Source organism: Pedobacter sp. JY14-1, assembly GCF_029269825.1.
GTDB lineage: Bacteria > Bacteroidota > Bacteroidia > Sphingobacteriales > Sphingobacteriaceae > Pedobacter.
The window spans coordinates 286226-305485 of the sequence record NZ_JARJHU010000008.1 but is presented as its reverse complement, the minus strand read 5'-3'; the positions used below and the strand labels follow the sequence as shown (position 1 = coordinate 305485).

The window sequence follows — 19260 nt, the reverse complement described above, 5'->3', positions numbered from 1 at the left end:
AACGCTACGGTGCCTCATACATACTTAACGTGAGAAAAGGAGTATGATTAAAAACCTTGTCTTACGACTTGGAATATGATACGGTTTTAAATAAACATATGAATAAACAACTACTCAGGTACTGTGCCTCTCTTTTTGTAACGCTGTACACGCTCTCTTTTTGTTCCTGTGCAACTGGTAAGAAGACTGCATACTTTGCGGATGTAAGCAAGGCGGATGTGAGCCATAAGGCGTCTGCGGAATATTATGAACCGCTGATCCAGACGGATGATATCCTGTCGGTGAACATCCAGACGATAGACCCAAGATCGACCACTGCACTGAACCAGGGCGGCCTGCCAGCCGCCATACCTTCGGGAAACGGCCCGGATGCGGCGATGAACGGCTTCCTGGTTGACCGTGATGGCTTCATCGAGATGCCGATGCTGGGCATGGTTAAGGTTGCGGGCCTGACGACGGCCGATGCCAAGGAGGTGATCCGCAAGAAGGCCGCTACTTATTATAAGAACCCGACGATCCAGGTGCGCTTTGCGAATTTTAAGATCACGGTATTGGGTGAGGTGGCCAAGCCTGCTTCCTATACCATTCCAAACGAACGCATCACGGTACTGGATGCCATATCGCTGGCCGGGGACCTGACCATTTACGGAAAGCGGGATGATGTGATGCTCATCCGGAACAATGGTTCCTATAAGGAAATTGCCAGGCTTAACCTGAACTCTTCTGAACTGATGGCATCGCCCTACTTCTACCTGAAACAAAATGATGTGCTGTATGTGGAGCCGAACAAGGCTAAGGTGGCCACCAATAATGCCCCTAAGTTCCAGTATATATCCATTGCGCTTGGAGTGGCTACGCTGATCGTTACCGCCATAGCGAGATTATAGACACCACTCAAAAACTGACAAAATGAGCAATAGAGGAGCATCCCAGGATGAGTTTTTTGCAGAAAAGAGCCAGGTTAGTCTGAAACAAATGCTGTCCAGGCTGATCGCCAACTGGTACTGGTTTATCATCTCACTGGTTATCTGTCTGCTGATCGGGTTTTTATACATCAGGTATACATCACCTACTTATGCGACGGGCTCAAAGATACTGATCACCGAAGATAAGGCTCCGACTCCCGGAGATGATGCCCTGTCCAAAGCATTGGGTGGCAGGTTTGGTATTGCGAACAGCGCCGAGGCCGAGGCGGAAGTGTTCAGGACTAGGGTACTGATGCAGCGTGTGGTCAGGGAACTGAAGACCTACATCAGCTATTTCCATAACGGGAATGTGAGGCTTGTAGAGCTATACGATACTTCTCCGTTTAAACTCACGGTGCTCAGTTCGCCTGACAGCATCATCGCCCAGACGATGGAAGTGACCCTTAACGGCAATAAGGTGAGTATTTCCGGTGAAGTTGAACTTACCGGTGAGGATTATGACCGGGAGGTGAACCTCTATCAGCAGTTTACCATTCCCGGCGGGTCTAAAGTGATCGTGGAAAGGGGATATGGAAGGGCCGCGCCTGGCCAGGTATATACGGTGGAGGTTAAAACCCTGAGGGAAACTGTTGACGACTTCATGGAGAACCTGGGGGTAGAGATCCCGATACCAATGGTAAAGATCCTGTCCATGAATTTCATGGGTGAAGTCCCCAAAAAATCGGAAGATATCCTGAACAAACTGATCGAAGCTTACCAGGAGAGTGCATTGTCTGACAAGAACAGGATAGCGGACAGTACCATTGCATTTATAGAGAACAGGCTGATCTATGTGGGTGAGGAGCTGGGTAATATTGAGGGAAATGTACAGAGTTTCAAGCAGCGGAACCAGATCGCAGATATATCGGCGCAGGCCAGCCAGCTGATTTCTTCTACCAAGGAGTCTGTCGATGACCTCGGCAAGACGGAGACTCAGTTGAGTGTGCTGAATTCGCTGGAGCAATATCTTTCGGGGGCTAATCCGGCAGAACGTATCGTGCCGAGCGGGGCCCTGCTGGACGATCCCGGCTTTTCGGCCCTGATTGACAGGTATAACACGATTGTCCTGGAAAAGGAACGCAATAGTCTTACGCAGACGGATGCCAACCCTTATATGCAAAACCTGAACGCGCAGATTCAAAGTGCAAGGGCAGATATGCTGTCCAGCCTTAAGGGAATGAAACGCTCGCTGGAAATTACCAGGAGCAGGGTGTTGTCTAAGTCAAATACCATTGCCGGCCAGGTAAGAAGGGTGCCTGCCGTGGAGCGGACTTACCTGGATTTGTCGAGACAGCAGCAGATCAAGCAGGACCTGTACGTGTTTTTGCTGCAGAAGCGCGAGGAAACCGCAATTTCCAAAACCTCCAATATTTCCAATTGCCGTGTCATTGAGCCGCCGGTTTCCAGGGGGCCGGTAAGCCCGCTGAAGAGAAATATCTATGGGTATGCGGTGATCATGGGGTTGCTGATACCGGTTGGCGTGATCCTGACCCGGGACAAGCTGAACAACCGGATCATGTCGAGGACGCAGATACAGAACCATACAAAGGTACCGATCATTGCAGAGATCGGACATAGTGCGGAGTACAACAGTACGATCATTGTCACCCAGGATTCCAGGACACCGATCGCCGAGCAGTTCAGGGCCTTAAGAACCAACCTGTCGTTTTTCCTCAAAGGGGAGGAGCAGAACATCCTGATGACTTCCAGTATGTCGGGCGAAGGCAAGTCTTTTATTTCGCTGAACCTGGCTACGGTACTGGCCATTTCGGGGAAAAAGGTGGTCGTGATGGAGATGGACCTGAGGCGGCCCAATTTATCGAATAAGCTGAACATGAAAAATGATTTCGGCTTTACGAACTATGTGGTCAACAAGCAGCTTTCACCGGAAAAAATTGTAAAGCCATCGGGTATCCATCATAACCTTTTTGTGATCAGTTCGGGTAACCTTCCGCCAAATCCGGCTGAGATCATCGTAGGTGAGCGTACGGATGAACTGATGCAGTACCTCAACGCGCATTTCGACCATATCATCATGGATGCGCCTCCTGTCGGGATGGTTACTGACGCCCAGCTGCTGAGCAAACATGCAGACCTTACTTTATATGTGGTCAGGCAGGGGTATACCTACCGGGAACAGATGGTGATCCCGCAGGATATTTATGCGAACCAGAAGATGAAACGCATCGCGATCCTGGTCAATGACGTGAAGGATTCATCGAGTTACGGTTATGGTTACGGATTTGGCTATGGCTATGGTTATGAGGCGCAGCCGGTAAAGAAGGGCTTTTTTGAACGAATATTTAAGAAGAAATGATAGAGGGGCTGGCGCGTTGGAGTAGTATGGTTTCGGTGACCGGATTTGCCCAGGTGCTGGTGCAATTGCTGGGGCTTGCCGGAGGTATCCTTATCGTGAGGTGGTTACCAGCTCCTGAATTTGCGCTGTATACACTGGCCAATTCCATGCTGGCTACAGTGGTTGTGCTTGCCGACAGCGGGATAGGGGCAGGAATACTGGCGGCAGGGGGAAAGGTATCCCGGGATCGACTGTTGCTCGGGCGGGTAATTGTAACCGGCGTCGGTCTCAGGCGCAGATTCGCCTGGCTGACGCTGATGATTGCATTACCTGTATTGCTGTATTTACTGATCCGGCACCATGCAGAACCACTGAAGGCAGGGCTCATTGTATTGTCTGTGGTGCCGGCATTTTATGCAGCGCTGACGGATACGCTCTACGAAATACCGCTGAAGCTGAACCAGGATGTAGTGGCCTTGCAGCGAAACCAGTTGGAGGCAAATGTGAGCAGATTTTTAGCGCTGGTGGTTATGCTTTATTTTATCCCTTATACGCTCGTGGCCATGCTTTGCGGTGGTTTGAGCAGGCTGCTGGCGAATGTCAGGTTGCGAAAAAGGGCTGGCAGGTTTGCGGATCTGGACCAGGAGGGAGACGGGAAAGTAAGATCGGAAGTGGTCATGATGCTGAAAAGGACCTTGCCAAGCACGGTCTATTATTGTCTGTCTGGTCAGATTACGGTCTGGCTGATCTCTGTTTTCGGAAATACGGAGTCGATCGCCCAGGTAGGGGCCCTCGAACGTGTGGCGAGCGTGCTCGGACTGGTCAGCTCGGTATTCTATTTCCTGATTGTCCCCAGGTTTGCACAATTGTTTGACCGGTCTTATCTATTAATGCTGCGGTTTGCCCAGGTTCTGGGGCTACTGACGTTGATCTGTGCAGGAGTTTGCGGCCTGTCTTATTTTTTTGCCGGTCAGGTACTGTTCATTCTCGGGCATCAGTACCGCCATCTGGATATGGCCTTGCTGCTGGTTATGGTTTCAGGCTGCCTTAAGCTGACAGCCGGTATCGCCAACTACCTTTCTGTATCGAGAGGCTGGGCCATTGAACCGGTGTTATACATTACGGTCAGTGTTGTGGTACAGGTTGTGGCCATTTGCATGCTGGACCTTTCGGTATTGCATGATGTATTGCTGCTATCCATTGTAAATGGTGCGATCGCTTTGCTGTTGTATTGCGGATATTTTTTTTACCGGAGTTTTAAGCTGAGGGTTGCGGGGATATGAGAAAGGACGGAAAGCGGCCGGTATGGAGAAGGGTGGTCTCGGAACTGAGGCTTTATCTGTGCAATGAATGGATATCCTGTCTTCCGGGTTACTGGCTAAGGCATTGCTATTACCGTGTCTTTATGAAATTCGAGCTTGGTGCCGGGTGTTCGGTAATGATGCATACGAGGTTTGACCAGGCGGGCAACCTGGTCATCGGGCAGAATTCCGTGATTAACCAGCGCTGCAGGCTGGACAGCAGGGGAGGCCTGTTCATTGGTTGTAATGTCTCTGTATCTGAAGAAGTAACGATCCTTACCGCTGACCATGATGCGGGATCAGCCAGGTTTGAAGGCAGGGTCAGACCGGTCAAGATCGGTGATCGTGTCTGGATCGGGACAAGGGCGCTGATCTTGCCGGGGGTGACGGTTGGCGAAGGTGCGCTGATCGCTGCTGCTGCAGTGGTTACCAGGGATGTAGATCCATATACGGTTGTTGCCGGGGTACCTGCAAGGCAAATCGGGACAAGAAGAAGCGACCTGGTATATGAAACAAAGTATCGGAGGTTATTTCACTGAGGCAAATGGAACGGCTGGTACATCAAATAATGTTTAATCTCAGGGTACGCTATCCGAACCGTACTGCTTCGGCACTACGCAAGCTGGTCTACCGGCTGGCTGGTATGCAGATCGGCAGAGGTACCATTCTTGGCAGAATTTTCGTGAACTGGCCTCACCAGGTACTTATCGGGTCGGATTGCCTGCTGCAAAGGGACGTGGTATTACAGTTTGCCGGAATATGGGCTCCCGGACGCAGGATAAAGATAGGGGACAGGGTGTTTATCGGCAGGGGTGCGGAGGTCAATATTACGCATGGACTGGTGATCGGTAATGACAGTCTGATTGCTGCCGGTTGCCGGTTAATTGACCACGACCATGGAACTATAGCAGGAGAACTGATCCGGACACAGGAATGCCCGGGAGAACATATAGCAATTGGGAACGATGTATGGCTGGGAAGTAACGTAGTGTTGTTGAAAGGAGTTTCTGTTGGGGACGGAGCGGTGGTTGCAGCAGGAGCAGTGGTGACCAGGCCGGTTCCTCCAATGGAAATATGGGGAGGTGTGCCTGCGCGGAAACTGGGAGAAAGGAGAACGATATGCGCCTGATGTTCGTTTGCGGTTGCCTGGAGCCCGGATGCGACGGGGTCGGAGATTATGTTGTTCGTCTTGGGACTGCCCTGGTCTCACCGCACATGGAAGTTTATATCCTGGCCTTAAATGATACTTATATAGAAAATGTTGCAGCGGAAAAAAGGAATACGGCGCAGGGCAGTATCCAGGTAAGGCGTTTCCCGTCTGTAATGGCCTGGCACAAAAAATCGGAACAGGCCTTACACTTTGTCCGTGAGGTTAGCCCGGAAGTGCTCAGCCTGCAATATGTCCCTTATTCTTTTCATAAAAAGGGCCTGCCTTTTTCTTTAAATAACTGGCTGGGCGCTTTGTCGGGAGAATTCAGGTCCCATGTCATGTTGCATGAGATCTGGCTGGACTCGCCGGCAGGCTGGAAGCAGGGGGTAGCGGCTTTCCTGCAGCGCCGGCTGATCAGGAAGATGATCGGGATGATGAAGCCCGTGGTGGTAAACGTATCTGTCTCCTATGACCGGGATGCGCTGGCTAAAATTGGGATTTGTGCGGATGTCTTGCCGCTTTTCGGCAATGTCTGTCCGGATACGGCAATCCAGCCGGGCCGGAAATCTATGTTGCCGGAAAGGGATGTACCTACTGTGCTCTATTTTGGCGCTGCCCCCAAAGGTGCTTTCCGTCAGATTTTTACAAATGAAGTCCTTGGTTTTTGCAAAAAAGACTTCAGGGGAATAAGACTGGTCTTTACCGGAGGTGAGGCACAGGCAAAGGCAGCTTTCTTTGAGGTACTGAAAGCAAGCCTTAGGGGATACCCCTGTGAAATACTGGATCTTGGATTTTTACCGGGAGGGGAAATCAGCAGGCTGATGCGGCAATGTGATGCGGGTATCTCGAAATCAAAGCCCAGGTACCTCGGAAAAAGCGGAGCAGCTGCAGCGATGCTGGAGCACGGGCTCCCGGTATGGTTGCCCAGGTGGAACGGGAAAGAGGAATTGGGAGTGTCGTTCAGGTCCGAGCTGGTCTTCAGTACTTTGCAGGCGGCGTTGTATTCGTCCAGACAGCCTTACCGGTCGTTACTGGCCGAGGTAGCCGAAAGATTTATCGGACAGTTTCAGGTAGAACCATCGGTTAAAATGGAGGTGGGGATATGAAAATATTGTTTCTGACGCATTTTTTCAATCCGAGTATCGGTGGTATTGAGGTCAACTCGGAGATCCTTGCAGGTAATTTTGCAGCGGCCGGCCATGAGGTCCGTTTGCTGACCTGGACCAGAGAGGCGGCAAACCGTTCCTTCCCGTATGAGATCGTACGTAATCCGGGCTTGACAGATCTTGTTCGGGGCCATGCCTGGGCTGATGTCGTGTTTGAAAACAATCCATGCCTGAGGCTCGCATGGCCTGCATTCCTGTTGCATAAGAAGCGTGTAGTTGCCCTGCGGTCATGGATCCGCAGAGACGATGGTACGATAGGCTGGCAGGACAAACTAAAGCTTGCCGGGCTGACCAGGGCTGGAAAGGTGATTGCCGTGAGCGGGGTTTTGGCGCGGGCTTGCTGGCCCGATGCGAGCGTGATCGGGAACCCTTACCGGGCGGCGTTGTTCAGGACAATACCAGGGACTGAGCGCACTTCCAGGTTTGTGTTTTTAGGGAGGCTCGTCCCGGACAAGGGAGCGGACATGGCGATCCGGGCATTGAAGGCTTTAATGGATAAGGGTGTGTTCGATGATCAGCCTGGTCCGATGCTGAGCATCATCGGGGAGGGTCCGGAAATGACTTCGTTACGAGACCTGGCGCGGCAGCTGGATATGAAGGATCATGTACAGTTTCCGGGTACGCTGACAGGTACGGCGCTTGTCCATGCCTTGAATAATCACGGATACCTGCTGGTTCCTTCCCGGCTGATCGAACCATTTGGGAATGTGGCGATCGAAGGGATGGCCTGTGGCTGCATACCGGTAGTGGCAGATGAGGGCGGTTTGCCTGAGGCGGTCGGAAACGCCGGGCTTAGTTTTAAAAGGAATGACCTGGACGATCTGGTCGGTGTCCTGACAGACCTGATCGGTGATGTTTCCAGGCAAAGTAAGCTCCGGGGGAATGCCTTGAGGCATCTTGAAAAGCATCGCCCTGAAGTGGTTTCCAGGAGGTATCTGGACATCATTGAAGCGGTTGCAGGAAAGGAGGGCATATGAAGATAATCGTTGCACATCCTACCGGAAACCAGTTCGTGCGGGCCCTGTTGAGTACGCTTCAGCAGCGGGAAATGCTTTCGCGTTTTTATACAACTATGGCGGTCAGCCCGAACAGCTGGTGGCTGAAACTATTGCCGCCGGGGTTCCGTTCGGAGCTGACACGAAGATCTTTTCCGGTATCCGGACAATTGCTCGATACGAGACCAGGGCTGGAACTGGCAAGATGCGTATTGCCTAAACTGGGATATAAGCGTGCAGTGAAGCATGAAACCGGCTTTGCCTCACTGGACCATGTCTATATGGACCTTGACCGTTTTGTGGCGTCCAGGCTGGAACAGGAAAAAGATGAAAGCGGGGCTGCTGCGGTCTATGCGTATGAAGATGGTGCCCTGGAAACTTTTCGCAAAGCGAAACGGCTCGGCCTGCTTTGTATTTATGACCTGCCGATTGCGTATTGGGAAGTTGGAAAGCGACTGATGCGTGAGGAAGCCGCCCGGCTGCCCGAATGGGCGGTTACATTGGGTGGCGGCGTAACGGATTCTGCAGATAAACTGAAACGGAAGACAGCGGAGCTGGAACTGGCAGACATCGTGGTCGTGCCGAGCGGGTTTGTAAGGGAGTCTCTGCCTGCCTGGGCGTTCGGAAAGCAGGTCATCGTCTCGCCCTTCGGTTCTCCGCAGGAACGTATTGCACATGCCGGTAACGATGTGCTGAAAGCGGACAATCGCCTCAAGGTGTTGTTTGCGGGTTCAATGGGACAGCGTAAAGGGCTGGGCGATTTGTTCCAGGCCGTGAAAATGCTGGATAGCAGAAAGATTGTGCTTGTCGTCATGGGAGGTCTTCAGGCACCGATACAGTTTTACCGGGACAGGTATGATGGATTTGTCTATGCGCCTGAGCGCCCGCACGGGCAGGTACTGGAATTGATGGCGGGCTGCGATGTTTTCTGCCTGCCGTCGATACTGGAGGGACGGGCATTGGTGATGCAGGAGGCAATGAGCCAGGGGCTGCCGCTGATCATTACACCGAATACGGGAGGATCGGATCTGGTGATCGAGGGGGAAACAGGCTTCCTGGTGCCGGTCCGGTCTCCGGAACAGATCGCAATGAAACTGCAGTGGTGTATCGATAACCGGGAAAGGGTAAGGCAAATGGGTGAAATGGCCAGGCTTCACGCTGCGAATTATACCTGGAAGACTTATGGCGACAGAATCGTTAACCAATTAAATACGGTCTATGCTGGCAGATAATTATTCAATTGGCAAAGACGGGAAGGAACTGCTGCTGATGAAAAAGGCAGTGTGGCTGTATCTTTTGCTGCTGATCTTTGAGGGTGCACTGCGAAAATGGGTCTTACCTTTTCTTTCTGCACCACTGCTGGTTGTCCGCGACCCGCTGGCGATCTATTTAATGTATAAATTATGGGTGCAGGGTATGGTGCCCTATTCCAGGCTGCTGACCGGAATGCTGCTAATCGGCTTTGCCGGGATCATTACTGCTGTAGTACTGGGGCATGGTAATTTGTTTGTTGCCCTTTTCGGGGCCCGGATAATGCTGATCCACTTTCCGATGATCTTTGTGGTTGCACAGGTACTCGACCGGGAGGATGTCATTGCAATGGGCCGCTGGATTGCCTGGATTGCCCTGCCGATGACGATGTTGATCGTATTTCAGTTTTACAGCCCTCAGTCTGCACTGGTGAACCGGGGTGTAGGCGGTGTGGAGGGAGCGGGCTTCAGCGGTGCGATGGGGTATTTCCGGCCTTCCGGAACATTTTCCTTTACCAACGGGATCCATATGTTTTACGGATTGCTGGCAAGCTATCTTTTGTTTTTCTGGTTTTCTCCGGGACAGATCAACAGGTTTTTACTGTATGGGGCAACGGGAGCGCTGTTGATCGCCGTCCCATTTTCGATCAGCAGGAGCCTGGCTTTTCAGGTCATGATCACTTTTGTCTTTGCACTTTTTGCGGTAGCCAGAAGACCGGAGAATCTGCTTCGTGTTATTCTTGGTCTTATTGTGATCATGGCTGTTGGCGGGGCGCTTTTCAGCCTGGATTTCTTCCAGACCTCTGTGGATGTATTTATGGTCAGGTTCAAAACCGCCTCGGCGATTGAAGGCGGGGTTAGCGGGACGGTAAGCGACCGTTATTTTGGCAAGATGTTCAGTGCACTGGCCACTGCTTCCGACCAGCCCTTTTTCGGATATGGGCTGGGTATGGGGACCAATGCAGGAAGCGCCCTGCTGACAGGATCCAGGAAGTTCCTGATCGCAGAGGAAGAATGGGGGCGGATGATTGGGGAACTGGGCGCCTTCCTGGGGATAACGGCGATTTCGATCAGGCTTGCCATCAGTGCCAAGATGGCGGTGTTTTCTTACCGCGGGCTCAGGTTTGGAAATTATCTGCCCTGGATGCTGCTCGGCCTGGCACTGACCAGTGTGACTAAGGGTCAGTGGGCCCAGCCGACTTCCTTAGGTTTCAGCGTCATGATTGGCGGCATGCTCATCGCTGCACTGAAGGATTCGCAGAATATGGAAGATAAACAACTAATGAAGGAGGGCTAATGGAAATCGTTCTTTTTGCACATCCCGAATTCCTTGGACTGCACAGTTTACAACGCTTTACGCATATGCTGGCTGATGGCCTCAGGCTCCGGGGCCATCATGTTGAGGTCTGGAAACCCGTTCCATGGACATACAGGTTGAAGCTTCCTTTTGGCCTGAGAAAATGGCTGGGATACATAGACCAGTATATCTTGTTCCCGGTAAAAGTGCAAAGGGACATGCGGAGATTGCCGGCTACCGCCCTGCTGGTCTTTACGGACCATGCCCTCGGGCCATGGGTGCGTCTGGCAGGAAAAAGGCCGGTTGTGGTGCATTGCCACGATTTCCTTGCCCAACAGTCGGCTCTGGGCCTGATCAGGGAAAACAGGACATCGTTTACGGGGAAGATCTATCAGGCTTATATCCGGAATGGGTATAAAAAAGCAGGCCATTTCATTTGTGTCTCGGAAAAGACCAGGGCTGACCTGATGGCTTTCATGGAGCGGCCCTGCAGGTCGGAGGTGGTTTACAATGGATTGCCTGATGTGTTTTCGCCTGGCGATGCCTTCAGCGCAAAAGCGCTGCTCGGCCAGTTTTTAGATATGGATCTATCCGCAGGTTATCTGCTCCATGTGGGCGGTAACCAATGGTACAAAAACCGTAAAGGCGTGATCATGCTGTATGATGCCTGGCGGTCGGTGAGCAGGTATACTGTCCCTTTATTGATGGTCGGTGATGCGCCGGACCCCGGGCTGAAGCGGCTTGCAACAGATTCTCCTTACAAAAAGGATATCCTCTGGCTTTCGGGACTGGATGACTATACCGTGAGGCTCGCCTATTGCGGGGCATCTGTTTTCCTGTTTCCCTCAATTGCGGAAGGTTTCGGCTGGCCTGTTGCCGAGGCAATGGCCTGCGGTACCCTGGTACTGACTACGGCGGCTCAGCCGATGATCGAGGTAGCGGGCGATGCGGGATTTTTCATGGAAAGTTATCCGCAGAGTTCCATGGAACAGGGTTACTGGGCAAAGAAAGGGGCCAGATTACTTGAGAAACTGGTGGACATGAAGCCGGAAGAACGACGGCAATACATAAAAAGAGGATTGCTGAACGTACAGCGGTTTGGCTGCGGAGAAATGTTGAACAAGATTGAAAGATTTTATAAAAGCACTTTGGATGATTACTACGCTACATATTCTGCCGACATTAAATCCTGAAGCCGGGGGGCTGAGCCAGGCGGTTTCAGGCATGGTGAGGTATGCTTCGGGGACAGATCTTGCCCATGAAGTACTCAGCCTTGACCGGGAGGATGCACCATATCTCAGGCAGTTTGCCCCGGATGTCCATGCGATAGGCAGGGGCTTTACCGCCTGGAACTACCATCCGAAATTGCTTTCATGGCTGGGTGAAAACCTGAAGCGGTACGACAATGTCATTGTTCATGGACTTTGGCAATACCAGAGTCTTGCCGTTTTCCAGGCTTTTAAAAAGTCGAGGAATTTCCACGGTAAGCTCCTGGTGATGCCGCATGGTATGCTTGATCCCTATTTTCAGCGCGCGGCCGACCGTAAGCTTAAGGCTGCCAGGAACCTTGCATTCTGGAAATATGTGGAAGCAAAACTCGTAAATGCGGCCAACGCATTGTTGTTCACCTGCAGTACAGAGCAGGAACTGGCCAGGCAGCCTTTTGCGCCTTATCATCCGCGTAACGAGCAGGTAGTAGGGCTGGGTGTAGCGAGTCCGCCTGAAGATCGTCCTGACTTAAGGGCTGCCTTCCTGAACATTTGTCCGCAGATCGGCGACCGGCCTTATTTACTATATATGGGCAGACTGGACAGGAAGAAAGGTGCGGACTTACTGATCAGGGCCTTCTTAAAGCTCAAAGCGGAGTGCTTGCCGGATCATGTTCTGGTGATCGCTGGTCCGGGGCTGGATACGGCTTATGGCAGGGAACTGCGGCAGATGGCAGGCGAAGCCGCGGACATCAGGTTTACGGGAATGCTCACGGGGGATGCCAAATGGGGTGCATTATATGGTTCAGAAGCCTTCGTGTTGCCTAGCCACCAGGAGAATTTTGGCATTGCCGTAGTGGAGGCGATGGCCTGTAAAAGGCCAGTGCTGATCTCGGATCAGGTCAACATTTATCGTGAGATCGAACGGCATAAGGGTGGCATGATCGCCAGGGACAGGCCCGATGACATTTACCTCATGCTGAAGGAGTGGCTGTCGCTCAGCGAGGGGCAAAAAAGTGAATTTGCCCGGAACGCAAACAGGTGCTATCAAAAACATTATTCCGAAACAACGGCCGGTCGGCTGATGCGGAATGTGCTTAAACAAGAAAGATTATGATTGACATTGCATATAAATCAGCAACCTACAGGTCCCGGGTCGAGCTGAAGGATTTCGACGCAAAGGTAGGGCTTGACAGGGGTGCCTCCCGCCTTAAAGAATCTTTGTGGTATATCGTTAAGATGTTCTTCTTCCTGTCTGCATTTCCTTTTCCGAGCAGTTTCAAGGCGATGCTGCTGAGGCGTTTTGGAGCGAAGGTAGGTAAAGGGGTGGTCATAAAGCCGCGTGTCAATATCCACATGCCCTGGAAACTGGTCGTCGGCCATCATTCATGGCTGGGCGAAGAGGTATTCCTGCTCAACTTTGAGCCGTTGACGATCGGGGATAACGTATGTGTTTCCCAGCGGGTTTTCCTGTGCTGCGGTAACCATAATTTCAGGGACCCTGCAATGAGCTACAGGAACGGGCCGATCGTATTGGGGGATGGCAGCTGGATTGGGGTAGGCTGTTTTATCGGGCCGGGTGTCAGGATCGGTATGGATACGGTGGTATGTGCAGCCTCGGTGGTAACCCGGAGCCTGGAGAGCAATGGGGTCTATAAGGGAAATCCTGCAGTATTTGTGAAACCAAGATGGCAATGAAGCGGAAGAGGATTTTAGTGATCGGGATCAATAGCGTCCCTGAGCTGACGGGCATCGGTAAATATACCGGTGATATGCTATACTGGCTGGTTGATCAGGGACATGACGTAACGATGGTTACCGCACCTCCTTATTATCCGCAATGGAAAGTTGCTGAGGAATATTCAACGCTGAAATTTAAAAAGGAACGGATAATGCCCGGCCTGACGATATACCGTTGTCCATTGTATGTACCTGCAAGACCTAACGGGAAAAAGAGGATATTACATGAGGCAAGTTTTTTCATCACTGCATTTCTGGTGGTTGCCAGGCTGCTTTTCAAAAAGCGGTATGACAATGTGATCGTTGCTGCACCTCCCTTTCATTTGGGTTTGCTGGGGCTTTTTTACCGGTTTTTCAGGAAGACCAGGCTACACTATCACTTGCAGGACCTGCAGGTAGATGCGGCAAGGGAACTCGGGATGCTGAAATCGGGATGGTTGCTGACCGCGGTATCTGGCCTTGAAAAATATATTCTCAGGAATGCCGATATCGTATCCACAATATCTGCGGGGATGAAACGTAAGGTGAAAGCCAAGGTGGCCCGGCATGTTGCGCTGTTCCCGAACTGGGTGGATACCAAGGTTTATTTCCCTGTTTCGGGCGGTTCTGCCCTGAAACGGGAGTTTGGCTTTTTACCCGAAGATAAGATCGTTCTGTATTCGGGAAGTATAGGCGAGAAACAGGGACTTGAAATGATACTCGATGTAGCCCTGATGCTGAAGGAGCAGTCAGCACTCAAACTGGTCATATGTGCTGAAGGCCCGTTTAAAGAAGATCTTAAACGTCGCGCGGCCGAGCGCAATGCAGGTAATATTTTCTTTATTCCGCTGCAACCGAAAGATAACTTCAATAAGTTCCTGAATATGGCGGATGTGCACCTGGTGATCCAGAAATCCGGAGCCGGTGACCTGGTTATGCCGTCTAAGCTGGCTTCAATATTTGCAGTGGGTGGTCTGGTTATTGTTACAGCCGCGACGGGAACTTCTCTCTTCGAACAGCTGAACCGGTACGATATCGGACTGGTGATCCCGCCGGATGACCCCGAAGGGCTTGCCCGGGCGATTGTGAACAGTCTGGATACCTGCCATTGCCAGCAACGGGTAAATGCACGTGTCTATGCGGAACAATATTTATGTAAATCTGTGATACTCGGCGAGCTGCCGTCTCTTTTGGACGGTGTTTAGTTCCGGAAAATAAGCAGGTCCTGATGAAATGCCAGGTAATATGGTTATGTTTACGGACAGATAAAACCAGATATTACCATGAATAAGTGTGCTGTCGCATTAACGGTTTGTTGTGTGCTTTCTGTTACTGTTTTTGCCCAGGTAAAAAAGGAACCTGCTGATTATGTAAACCCATTTATCGGTGCAAGTACGAGCGAAAAGGCTGCCGGTACGTATCACGGTCTGGGTAAGACTTTTCCGGGAGCAGCAACGCCTTACGGTATGGTACAGGTAAGCCCGAATACAATTACCGGAGGTGATAACGGACCAGGCTACAGCGATGAACATACCAGTATCGAAGGTTTTGCCTTCACCCAGATGAGCGGTATCGGCTGGTATGGCGATCTGGGAAATTTTCTGGTCATGCCTACGGTCGGCAGGTTGTATACCCACGCCGGAAAATCAGAAAAACCGGAGGAAGGCTATCGTTCTGATTATGATAAGCAGTCTGAGCAGGCGTCTGCCGGATATTATGCGGTGACGCTGAAGGAGGGAAATATCCGGGCGGAGGCTACTGCTGCACCCAGAAGTGGCATGCTGCGTTTTACATTTCCCGGGAACAAACAGTCGAGGATCCAGATTGACCTGGCCAGAAGGGTTGGTGGCACCTCTGTATTGCAGTATGTCAGGGTTTCAGGCGCCAATGCCATCGAAGGCTGGATGAAATGCAGTCCCGATGGCGGGGGCTGGGGAAACGGTGACGGCAAAGGTGATTATACGGTTTATTTTTATGCAGAATTCAGTAAGCCACTGAAGCGTTTTGGTACATGGTCTGCCGATATCCCGGATAACTGGAGCCGGAAACTGGAAGATGTAACCAGTGACAGGTACCAGCAACAGGTCGCTAAGGCGGTAGTGACTGAAGGAACCCGGGAAGCGCAGGGAAAGCACCTTGGATTTTACACAGAATTTGAAACGGAAAACAATGCGCAGGTATTGCTGAAGACCGGAATATCTTTTGTCAGCATTGCGGGGGCAAAACGTAACCTGCAGACGGATATCAAAGGCTGGGACTTTGATGCAGTGAAAAGAAACGCCAGGGCCTTGTGGAACCGCTCCCTATCGAAGATCAGTGTAAAAGGAGGTACGGAAGCGGAAAAAACGGTATTCTATACGGCAATGTATCATACGCAGATCGATCCGCGGACGTTCTCCGACAGTGACGGCAGTTATACCGGGGGCGATGGAAAAGTACATCAGGCCAGCGGCTTCACTAAACGGACAATCTTCAGCGGGTGGGACGTATTCAGAAGCCAGATGCCATTGCAAACGGTCATTAATCCTTCGTTAGTGAACGATATGCTGAATTCGCTCATTACGCTGGCAGATGAGAAAAAGATGGGATACCTGGAAAGATGGGAATTTCTGAACGCCTACAGTGGTTGCATGATCGGCAACCCGGCGGTATCGGTAATGGCCGACGCCTACGCAAAGGGCATCCGCAGGTTTGACATCAACAGGGGCTATGCACTTGCGGTAGGCAGTGTGGAGAAGTTTGGCAATGGAGACAAGGGATATTCCTGGCAGCAGGTGGGCATATCGACGACACTGGAATATGCTTACTTTGAATGGTGTGTGGCGCAACTGGCAAAAGCCTTGGGAAAAGAAGCGGATGCAGAAAAATACCAGGCCCGTTCGGCGGCCTACAAAAATATCTGGGATGCAGAAAAAGGTTGGTTCCGGCCAAAGAAGGAGGACGGAAGCTGGGAACCCTGGCCTGCGGAGGGGCGTTTGAAGCAATGGTACGGATCTATGGAATCTAATCCCTATCAGCAGGGCTGGTTTGTGCCGCAGGATATTGACGGGATGGTTAAACTGATGGGTGGACAGCAGAAGACACTTGCAGACCTGACCCATTTCTTCGATCAGGTTCCTGAAGATATGATGTGGAATGATTATTATAACCATGCCAATGAACCGGTACATCATGTCCCGTTCCTGTTCAACAGATTGGGTGCGCCCTGGCTTACCCAGAAATGGACGAGAACAATATGCAGTAAAGCTTACCGTAATTCGGTAACCGGTCTGGTAGGAAATGAGGATGTAGGGCAAATGTCGGCCTGGTATGTGCTCGCAGCGAGTGGCTTTCATCCGATAACCCCGGGAAGTACGAGGTATGAACTGACCAGTCCGGTATTTAACGGTATCAGTATCCGGCTTGATCCTGCTTATTATCCCGGCAGGCAGTTTGACATTATCGCCAGCAACAACAGTCCGGCTAATATCTACATCCAATCTGCCCGGTTGAACGGCAGGCCTTATAACAAGGCCTATATCGACCACAAGGATATCGTCGCAGGCGGTAGACTGGAACTGGTAATGGGTAGCGAGCCTAATAAAAACTGGGGAACCAACTAAACACAAATGATAAATATGAAAAGAAGATTCTGTTTGCTGGCTTTGTTCCTGTTTGTACAGGTGCAGGTCTTTTCTCAGCAACCTATCGCCAAACTTCCGGACTGGGCGCTTGGCCCGTTTGTACGCCCCGAAGGTGTCAACCCGGTGATCTCGCCTGACTCCACAACAAGGTTTTATGATCCGATGCAGCAGAAACAACTGGACTGGGAGAGTAATGACACCTTTAATCCGGCAGCAACGGTAAAAAACGGTAAGATCTATGTGCTTTACCGTGCAGAAGACAAGTCGGGCGTGGGTATCGGCCACCGGACTTCCAGGATCGGGCTGGCAGAAAGTACCGACGGAATCCATATGAAACGTACGGGAAAGCCCGTTCTTTTTCCAGCAGATGATGACCAGAAGGAGTTTGAGTGGACCGGAGGATGCGAAGATCCGCGCGTGTCGGTTACGGAGGATGGAACTTACCTGATTTTGTATACGCAATGGAACAAAAAGGTCCCCAGACTGGGCGCAGCGACTTCAAAGGACCTGGTGCACTGGAAGAAACATGGACCGATTTTTCAGGACGCATACCACGGTAAGTTCCACAACATCGCATCTAAATCAGCCTCGGTGCTGACTACGCTTAAAAAGGGAAAGCTGGTGATGGTAAAACATAAAGGTAAGTACTGGATGTATTGGGGTGAGCGGCATGTTTACGCAGCTACTTCCGATAACCTCGTTGACTGGGCACCCGTAGTTAACGAGAAGGGCGAGCTTAAGGAACTGGTTTCTCCGAGAAAGGGCTATTTTGACAGCGATCTCACGGAATGCGGGCCTCCGGCGATACTGACTTCAAAAGGTATTGTACTGATGTATAACGGGAAAAACAAAGGTGGAGCAGACCGTGACCCCAGTTATACCGCAAATTCCTATTGCGCCGGGCAAATGTTGTTCAGTGCCCAGGATCCGGGTAAGTTTTTGGATCGCCTGGACAAGCCGTTTCTGGTGCCGACCGCACCGTTTGAGAAAAGCGGCCAGTATCCGGCAGGTACGGTATTTATTGAAGGCCTGGCGTACCATAAAAGCAAATGGTTCCTGTATTATGGCTGTGCCGATTCAAAGGTTGCCGTAGCGGTTTTTGATCCCTCCAGGACCAGATAGGTTAACGGAAAAATTCTGTAGGCGTAAGGATGAGGCCGAAACCAGCATAGTCTGCCTCTGTCTTATGTACGTAGATTTTTGCCTGGACGGCGGCCCATTCTGTGAGGTTGTATTTTAAGCCGGCGGTCCAGTAAGTGTGGTTATTCCTGTAGCTGTTGTAATGCAGGTAATAACCATACTTGATCATCAGGGCAAGCCTGCCCATCCAGATGTCGGGCCCCAGTGCTGCACCTACCCGCCAATGGTCATAAGAGGTGGCAAATGACTGGTAGGTATGGTTAAAATTGGCCGGATCAAAGACAGAGTGGTAATAGACCGCGTCGATACCGGCGCTTGCCGCCAGTATGGAGCTGATCCGGTAGTTGTAGCCGGTATACAGACCTGTCCTGAAATAGCCGTCTTTGCTCTGATAGACGCCTCTTCTTCCAATATTGGCTGCGATATCAATGCTGTGCCGGCCTTGCTGAAAGTTCCTGACCGTACCGGAATCAGGTACAGTCCTGTCGCCTATGGCATGTACGATCCCCATACTGACGTTGAGCAGGTTCATGCCATTATTCGGCACGCGGAAGGCCGCATTTGAGTAATGCAGCACGTCCAGCCCCGCGGCAATGCCTGTTGAGGCGGAAACGGGAACCGATAATTTAATGCCTGCCTTGGAGGTGAAGTTGATGTGGCTGCCGATCAGTGGGTTCTTGTTGGTAAAATAGGTCTTTTGCGCATAGCCGATGCCGAACGCCGGGGTAAAGAGCAGTTCAGCACGGCTTATCTTCAGTAACGCGATGTTTAATCCGGCAAGGGCAGCATAGGTGTCTCCGAACAGGCCTTCCTCCGGATCGCCGGCGAGTTTAATATTGCCCATGTTTTTGTAATCCAGCATGACATCGATGCTTTTCAGGTGCATAGCCCTGACCCACTGTCGCGGTTCGTCGCTGACGTTGATGTGATAGATCAGTTCGCCGCCGAAAGATGTGCCGGTCAGTTTATGGTTGGCGGTGAATACTCCGAGGGATACCTGTGGGGTAAATTCTAGGGAATTGCGGCTGCGTTCCTGTCCGGAAGCCATACCGGAGATCAGTAGAACGGTTAAGAAAAGACTGAAAGATATCTTATACATGGGGCAAGTAAGGTGCCGCAAATGTAATCAGAAATTTGAGGAAGTAACGCG

At 51.3% G+C, this 19260-nt stretch carries 16 protein-coding genes; 15 read left to right on the top strand and 1 reads right to left on the bottom strand.

The window, feature by feature from the left end; genetic code table 11:
* Window positions 1-98: 98 nt before the first annotated feature.
* The 15 genes from P2W84_RS14885 to P2W84_RS14815 all read left to right on the top strand — a co-directional run bounded on the left by P2W84_RS14885 (window position 99) and on the right by P2W84_RS14815 (window position 18092).
* Window positions 99-887, top strand: a complete 789-nt coding sequence (locus tag P2W84_RS14885) for a polysaccharide biosynthesis/export family protein (protein ID WP_276090946.1) — start codon at window positions 99-101, stop codon at window positions 885-887.
* A gap of 22 nt (window positions 888-909) precedes the next feature.
* Window positions 910-3282 (top strand): polysaccharide biosynthesis tyrosine autokinase, encoded by a 2373-nt coding sequence (locus P2W84_RS14880; RefSeq protein ID WP_276090945.1) that lies wholly within the window; start codon window positions 910-912, stop codon window positions 3280-3282.
* Window positions 3279-4544, top strand: a complete 1266-nt coding sequence (locus P2W84_RS14875; protein ID WP_276090944.1) for a polysaccharide biosynthesis protein — start codon at window positions 3279-3281, stop codon at window positions 4542-4544. Before P2W84_RS14880 ends, P2W84_RS14875 begins: the two co-directional genes overlap by 4 nt.
* A complete protein-coding gene (locus tag P2W84_RS14870) occupies window positions 4541-5101 on the top strand; it encodes an acyltransferase (protein WP_276090943.1) in 561 nt (186 codons plus the stop codon). The genes P2W84_RS14875 and P2W84_RS14870 overlap by 4 nt, the downstream gene beginning before the upstream one ends.
* A 29-nt stretch (window positions 5102-5130) precedes the next feature.
* Window positions 5131-5691, top strand: a complete 561-nt coding sequence (locus P2W84_RS14865) for an acyltransferase (protein WP_276090942.1) — start codon at window positions 5131-5133, stop codon at window positions 5689-5691.
* Entirely contained in the window at window positions 5682-6818 is a 1137-nt protein-coding gene (locus P2W84_RS14860) for a hypothetical protein (RefSeq protein ID WP_276090941.1), read from the top strand. Before P2W84_RS14865 ends, P2W84_RS14860 begins: the two co-directional genes overlap by 10 nt.
* Window positions 6815-7855, top strand: coding sequence for a glycosyltransferase family 4 protein (locus P2W84_RS14855; RefSeq protein ID WP_276090940.1), 1041 nt, complete (start codon window positions 6815-6817; stop codon window positions 7853-7855). Before P2W84_RS14860 ends, P2W84_RS14855 begins: the two co-directional genes overlap by 4 nt.
* The gene (locus tag P2W84_RS14850) at window positions 7852-9105 is read left to right on the top strand and encodes a glycosyltransferase (RefSeq protein WP_276090939.1); all 1254 of its coding nucleotides are present in this window, start codon (window positions 7852-7854) and stop codon (window positions 9103-9105) included. The genes P2W84_RS14855 and P2W84_RS14850 overlap by 4 nt, the downstream gene beginning before the upstream one ends.
* Window positions 9092-10420, top strand: coding sequence for a hypothetical protein (locus tag P2W84_RS14845; RefSeq protein WP_276090938.1), 1329 nt, complete (start codon window positions 9092-9094; stop codon window positions 10418-10420). The genes P2W84_RS14850 and P2W84_RS14845 overlap by 14 nt, the downstream gene beginning before the upstream one ends.
* Window positions 10420-11613 (top strand): glycosyltransferase, encoded by a 1194-nt coding sequence (locus tag P2W84_RS14840; protein WP_276090937.1) that lies wholly within the window; start codon window positions 10420-10422, stop codon window positions 11611-11613. Before P2W84_RS14845 ends, P2W84_RS14840 begins: the two co-directional genes overlap by 1 nt.
* Window positions 11573-12745 (top strand): glycosyltransferase, encoded by a 1173-nt coding sequence (locus tag P2W84_RS14835; protein ID WP_276090936.1) that lies wholly within the window; start codon window positions 11573-11575, stop codon window positions 12743-12745. Before P2W84_RS14840 ends, P2W84_RS14835 begins: the two co-directional genes overlap by 41 nt.
* Window positions 12742-13326, top strand: coding sequence for a WcaF family extracellular polysaccharide biosynthesis acetyltransferase (locus P2W84_RS14830; protein ID WP_276090935.1), 585 nt, complete (start codon window positions 12742-12744; stop codon window positions 13324-13326). Before P2W84_RS14835 ends, P2W84_RS14830 begins: the two co-directional genes overlap by 4 nt.
* Window positions 13323-14552: a WcaI family glycosyltransferase gene (locus P2W84_RS14825; RefSeq protein ID WP_276090934.1), complete on the top strand. Its 1230-nt coding sequence runs from the start codon at window positions 13323-13325 to the stop codon at window positions 14550-14552. The genes P2W84_RS14830 and P2W84_RS14825 overlap by 4 nt, the downstream gene beginning before the upstream one ends.
* Window positions 14553-14630: 78 nt before the next feature.
* Window positions 14631-16949, top strand: a complete 2319-nt coding sequence (locus P2W84_RS14820) for a GH92 family glycosyl hydrolase (RefSeq protein ID WP_276090933.1) — start codon at window positions 14631-14633, stop codon at window positions 16947-16949.
* Between the two features lie 15 nt (window positions 16950-16964).
* Complete coding sequence (locus tag P2W84_RS14815; protein WP_276090932.1) at window positions 16965-18092, top strand: glycoside hydrolase family 130 protein; 1128 nt, start codon at window positions 16965-16967, stop codon at window positions 18090-18092.
* 1 nt (window position 18093) lies between these two features.
* On the opposite strand, the gene P2W84_RS14810 is transcribed toward P2W84_RS14815, so the two are convergent.
* A complete protein-coding gene (locus tag P2W84_RS14810) occupies window positions 18094-19209 on the bottom strand; it encodes an acyloxyacyl hydrolase (protein ID WP_276090931.1) in 1116 nt (371 codons plus the stop codon).
* Window positions 19210-19260 lie beyond the last annotated feature (51 nt).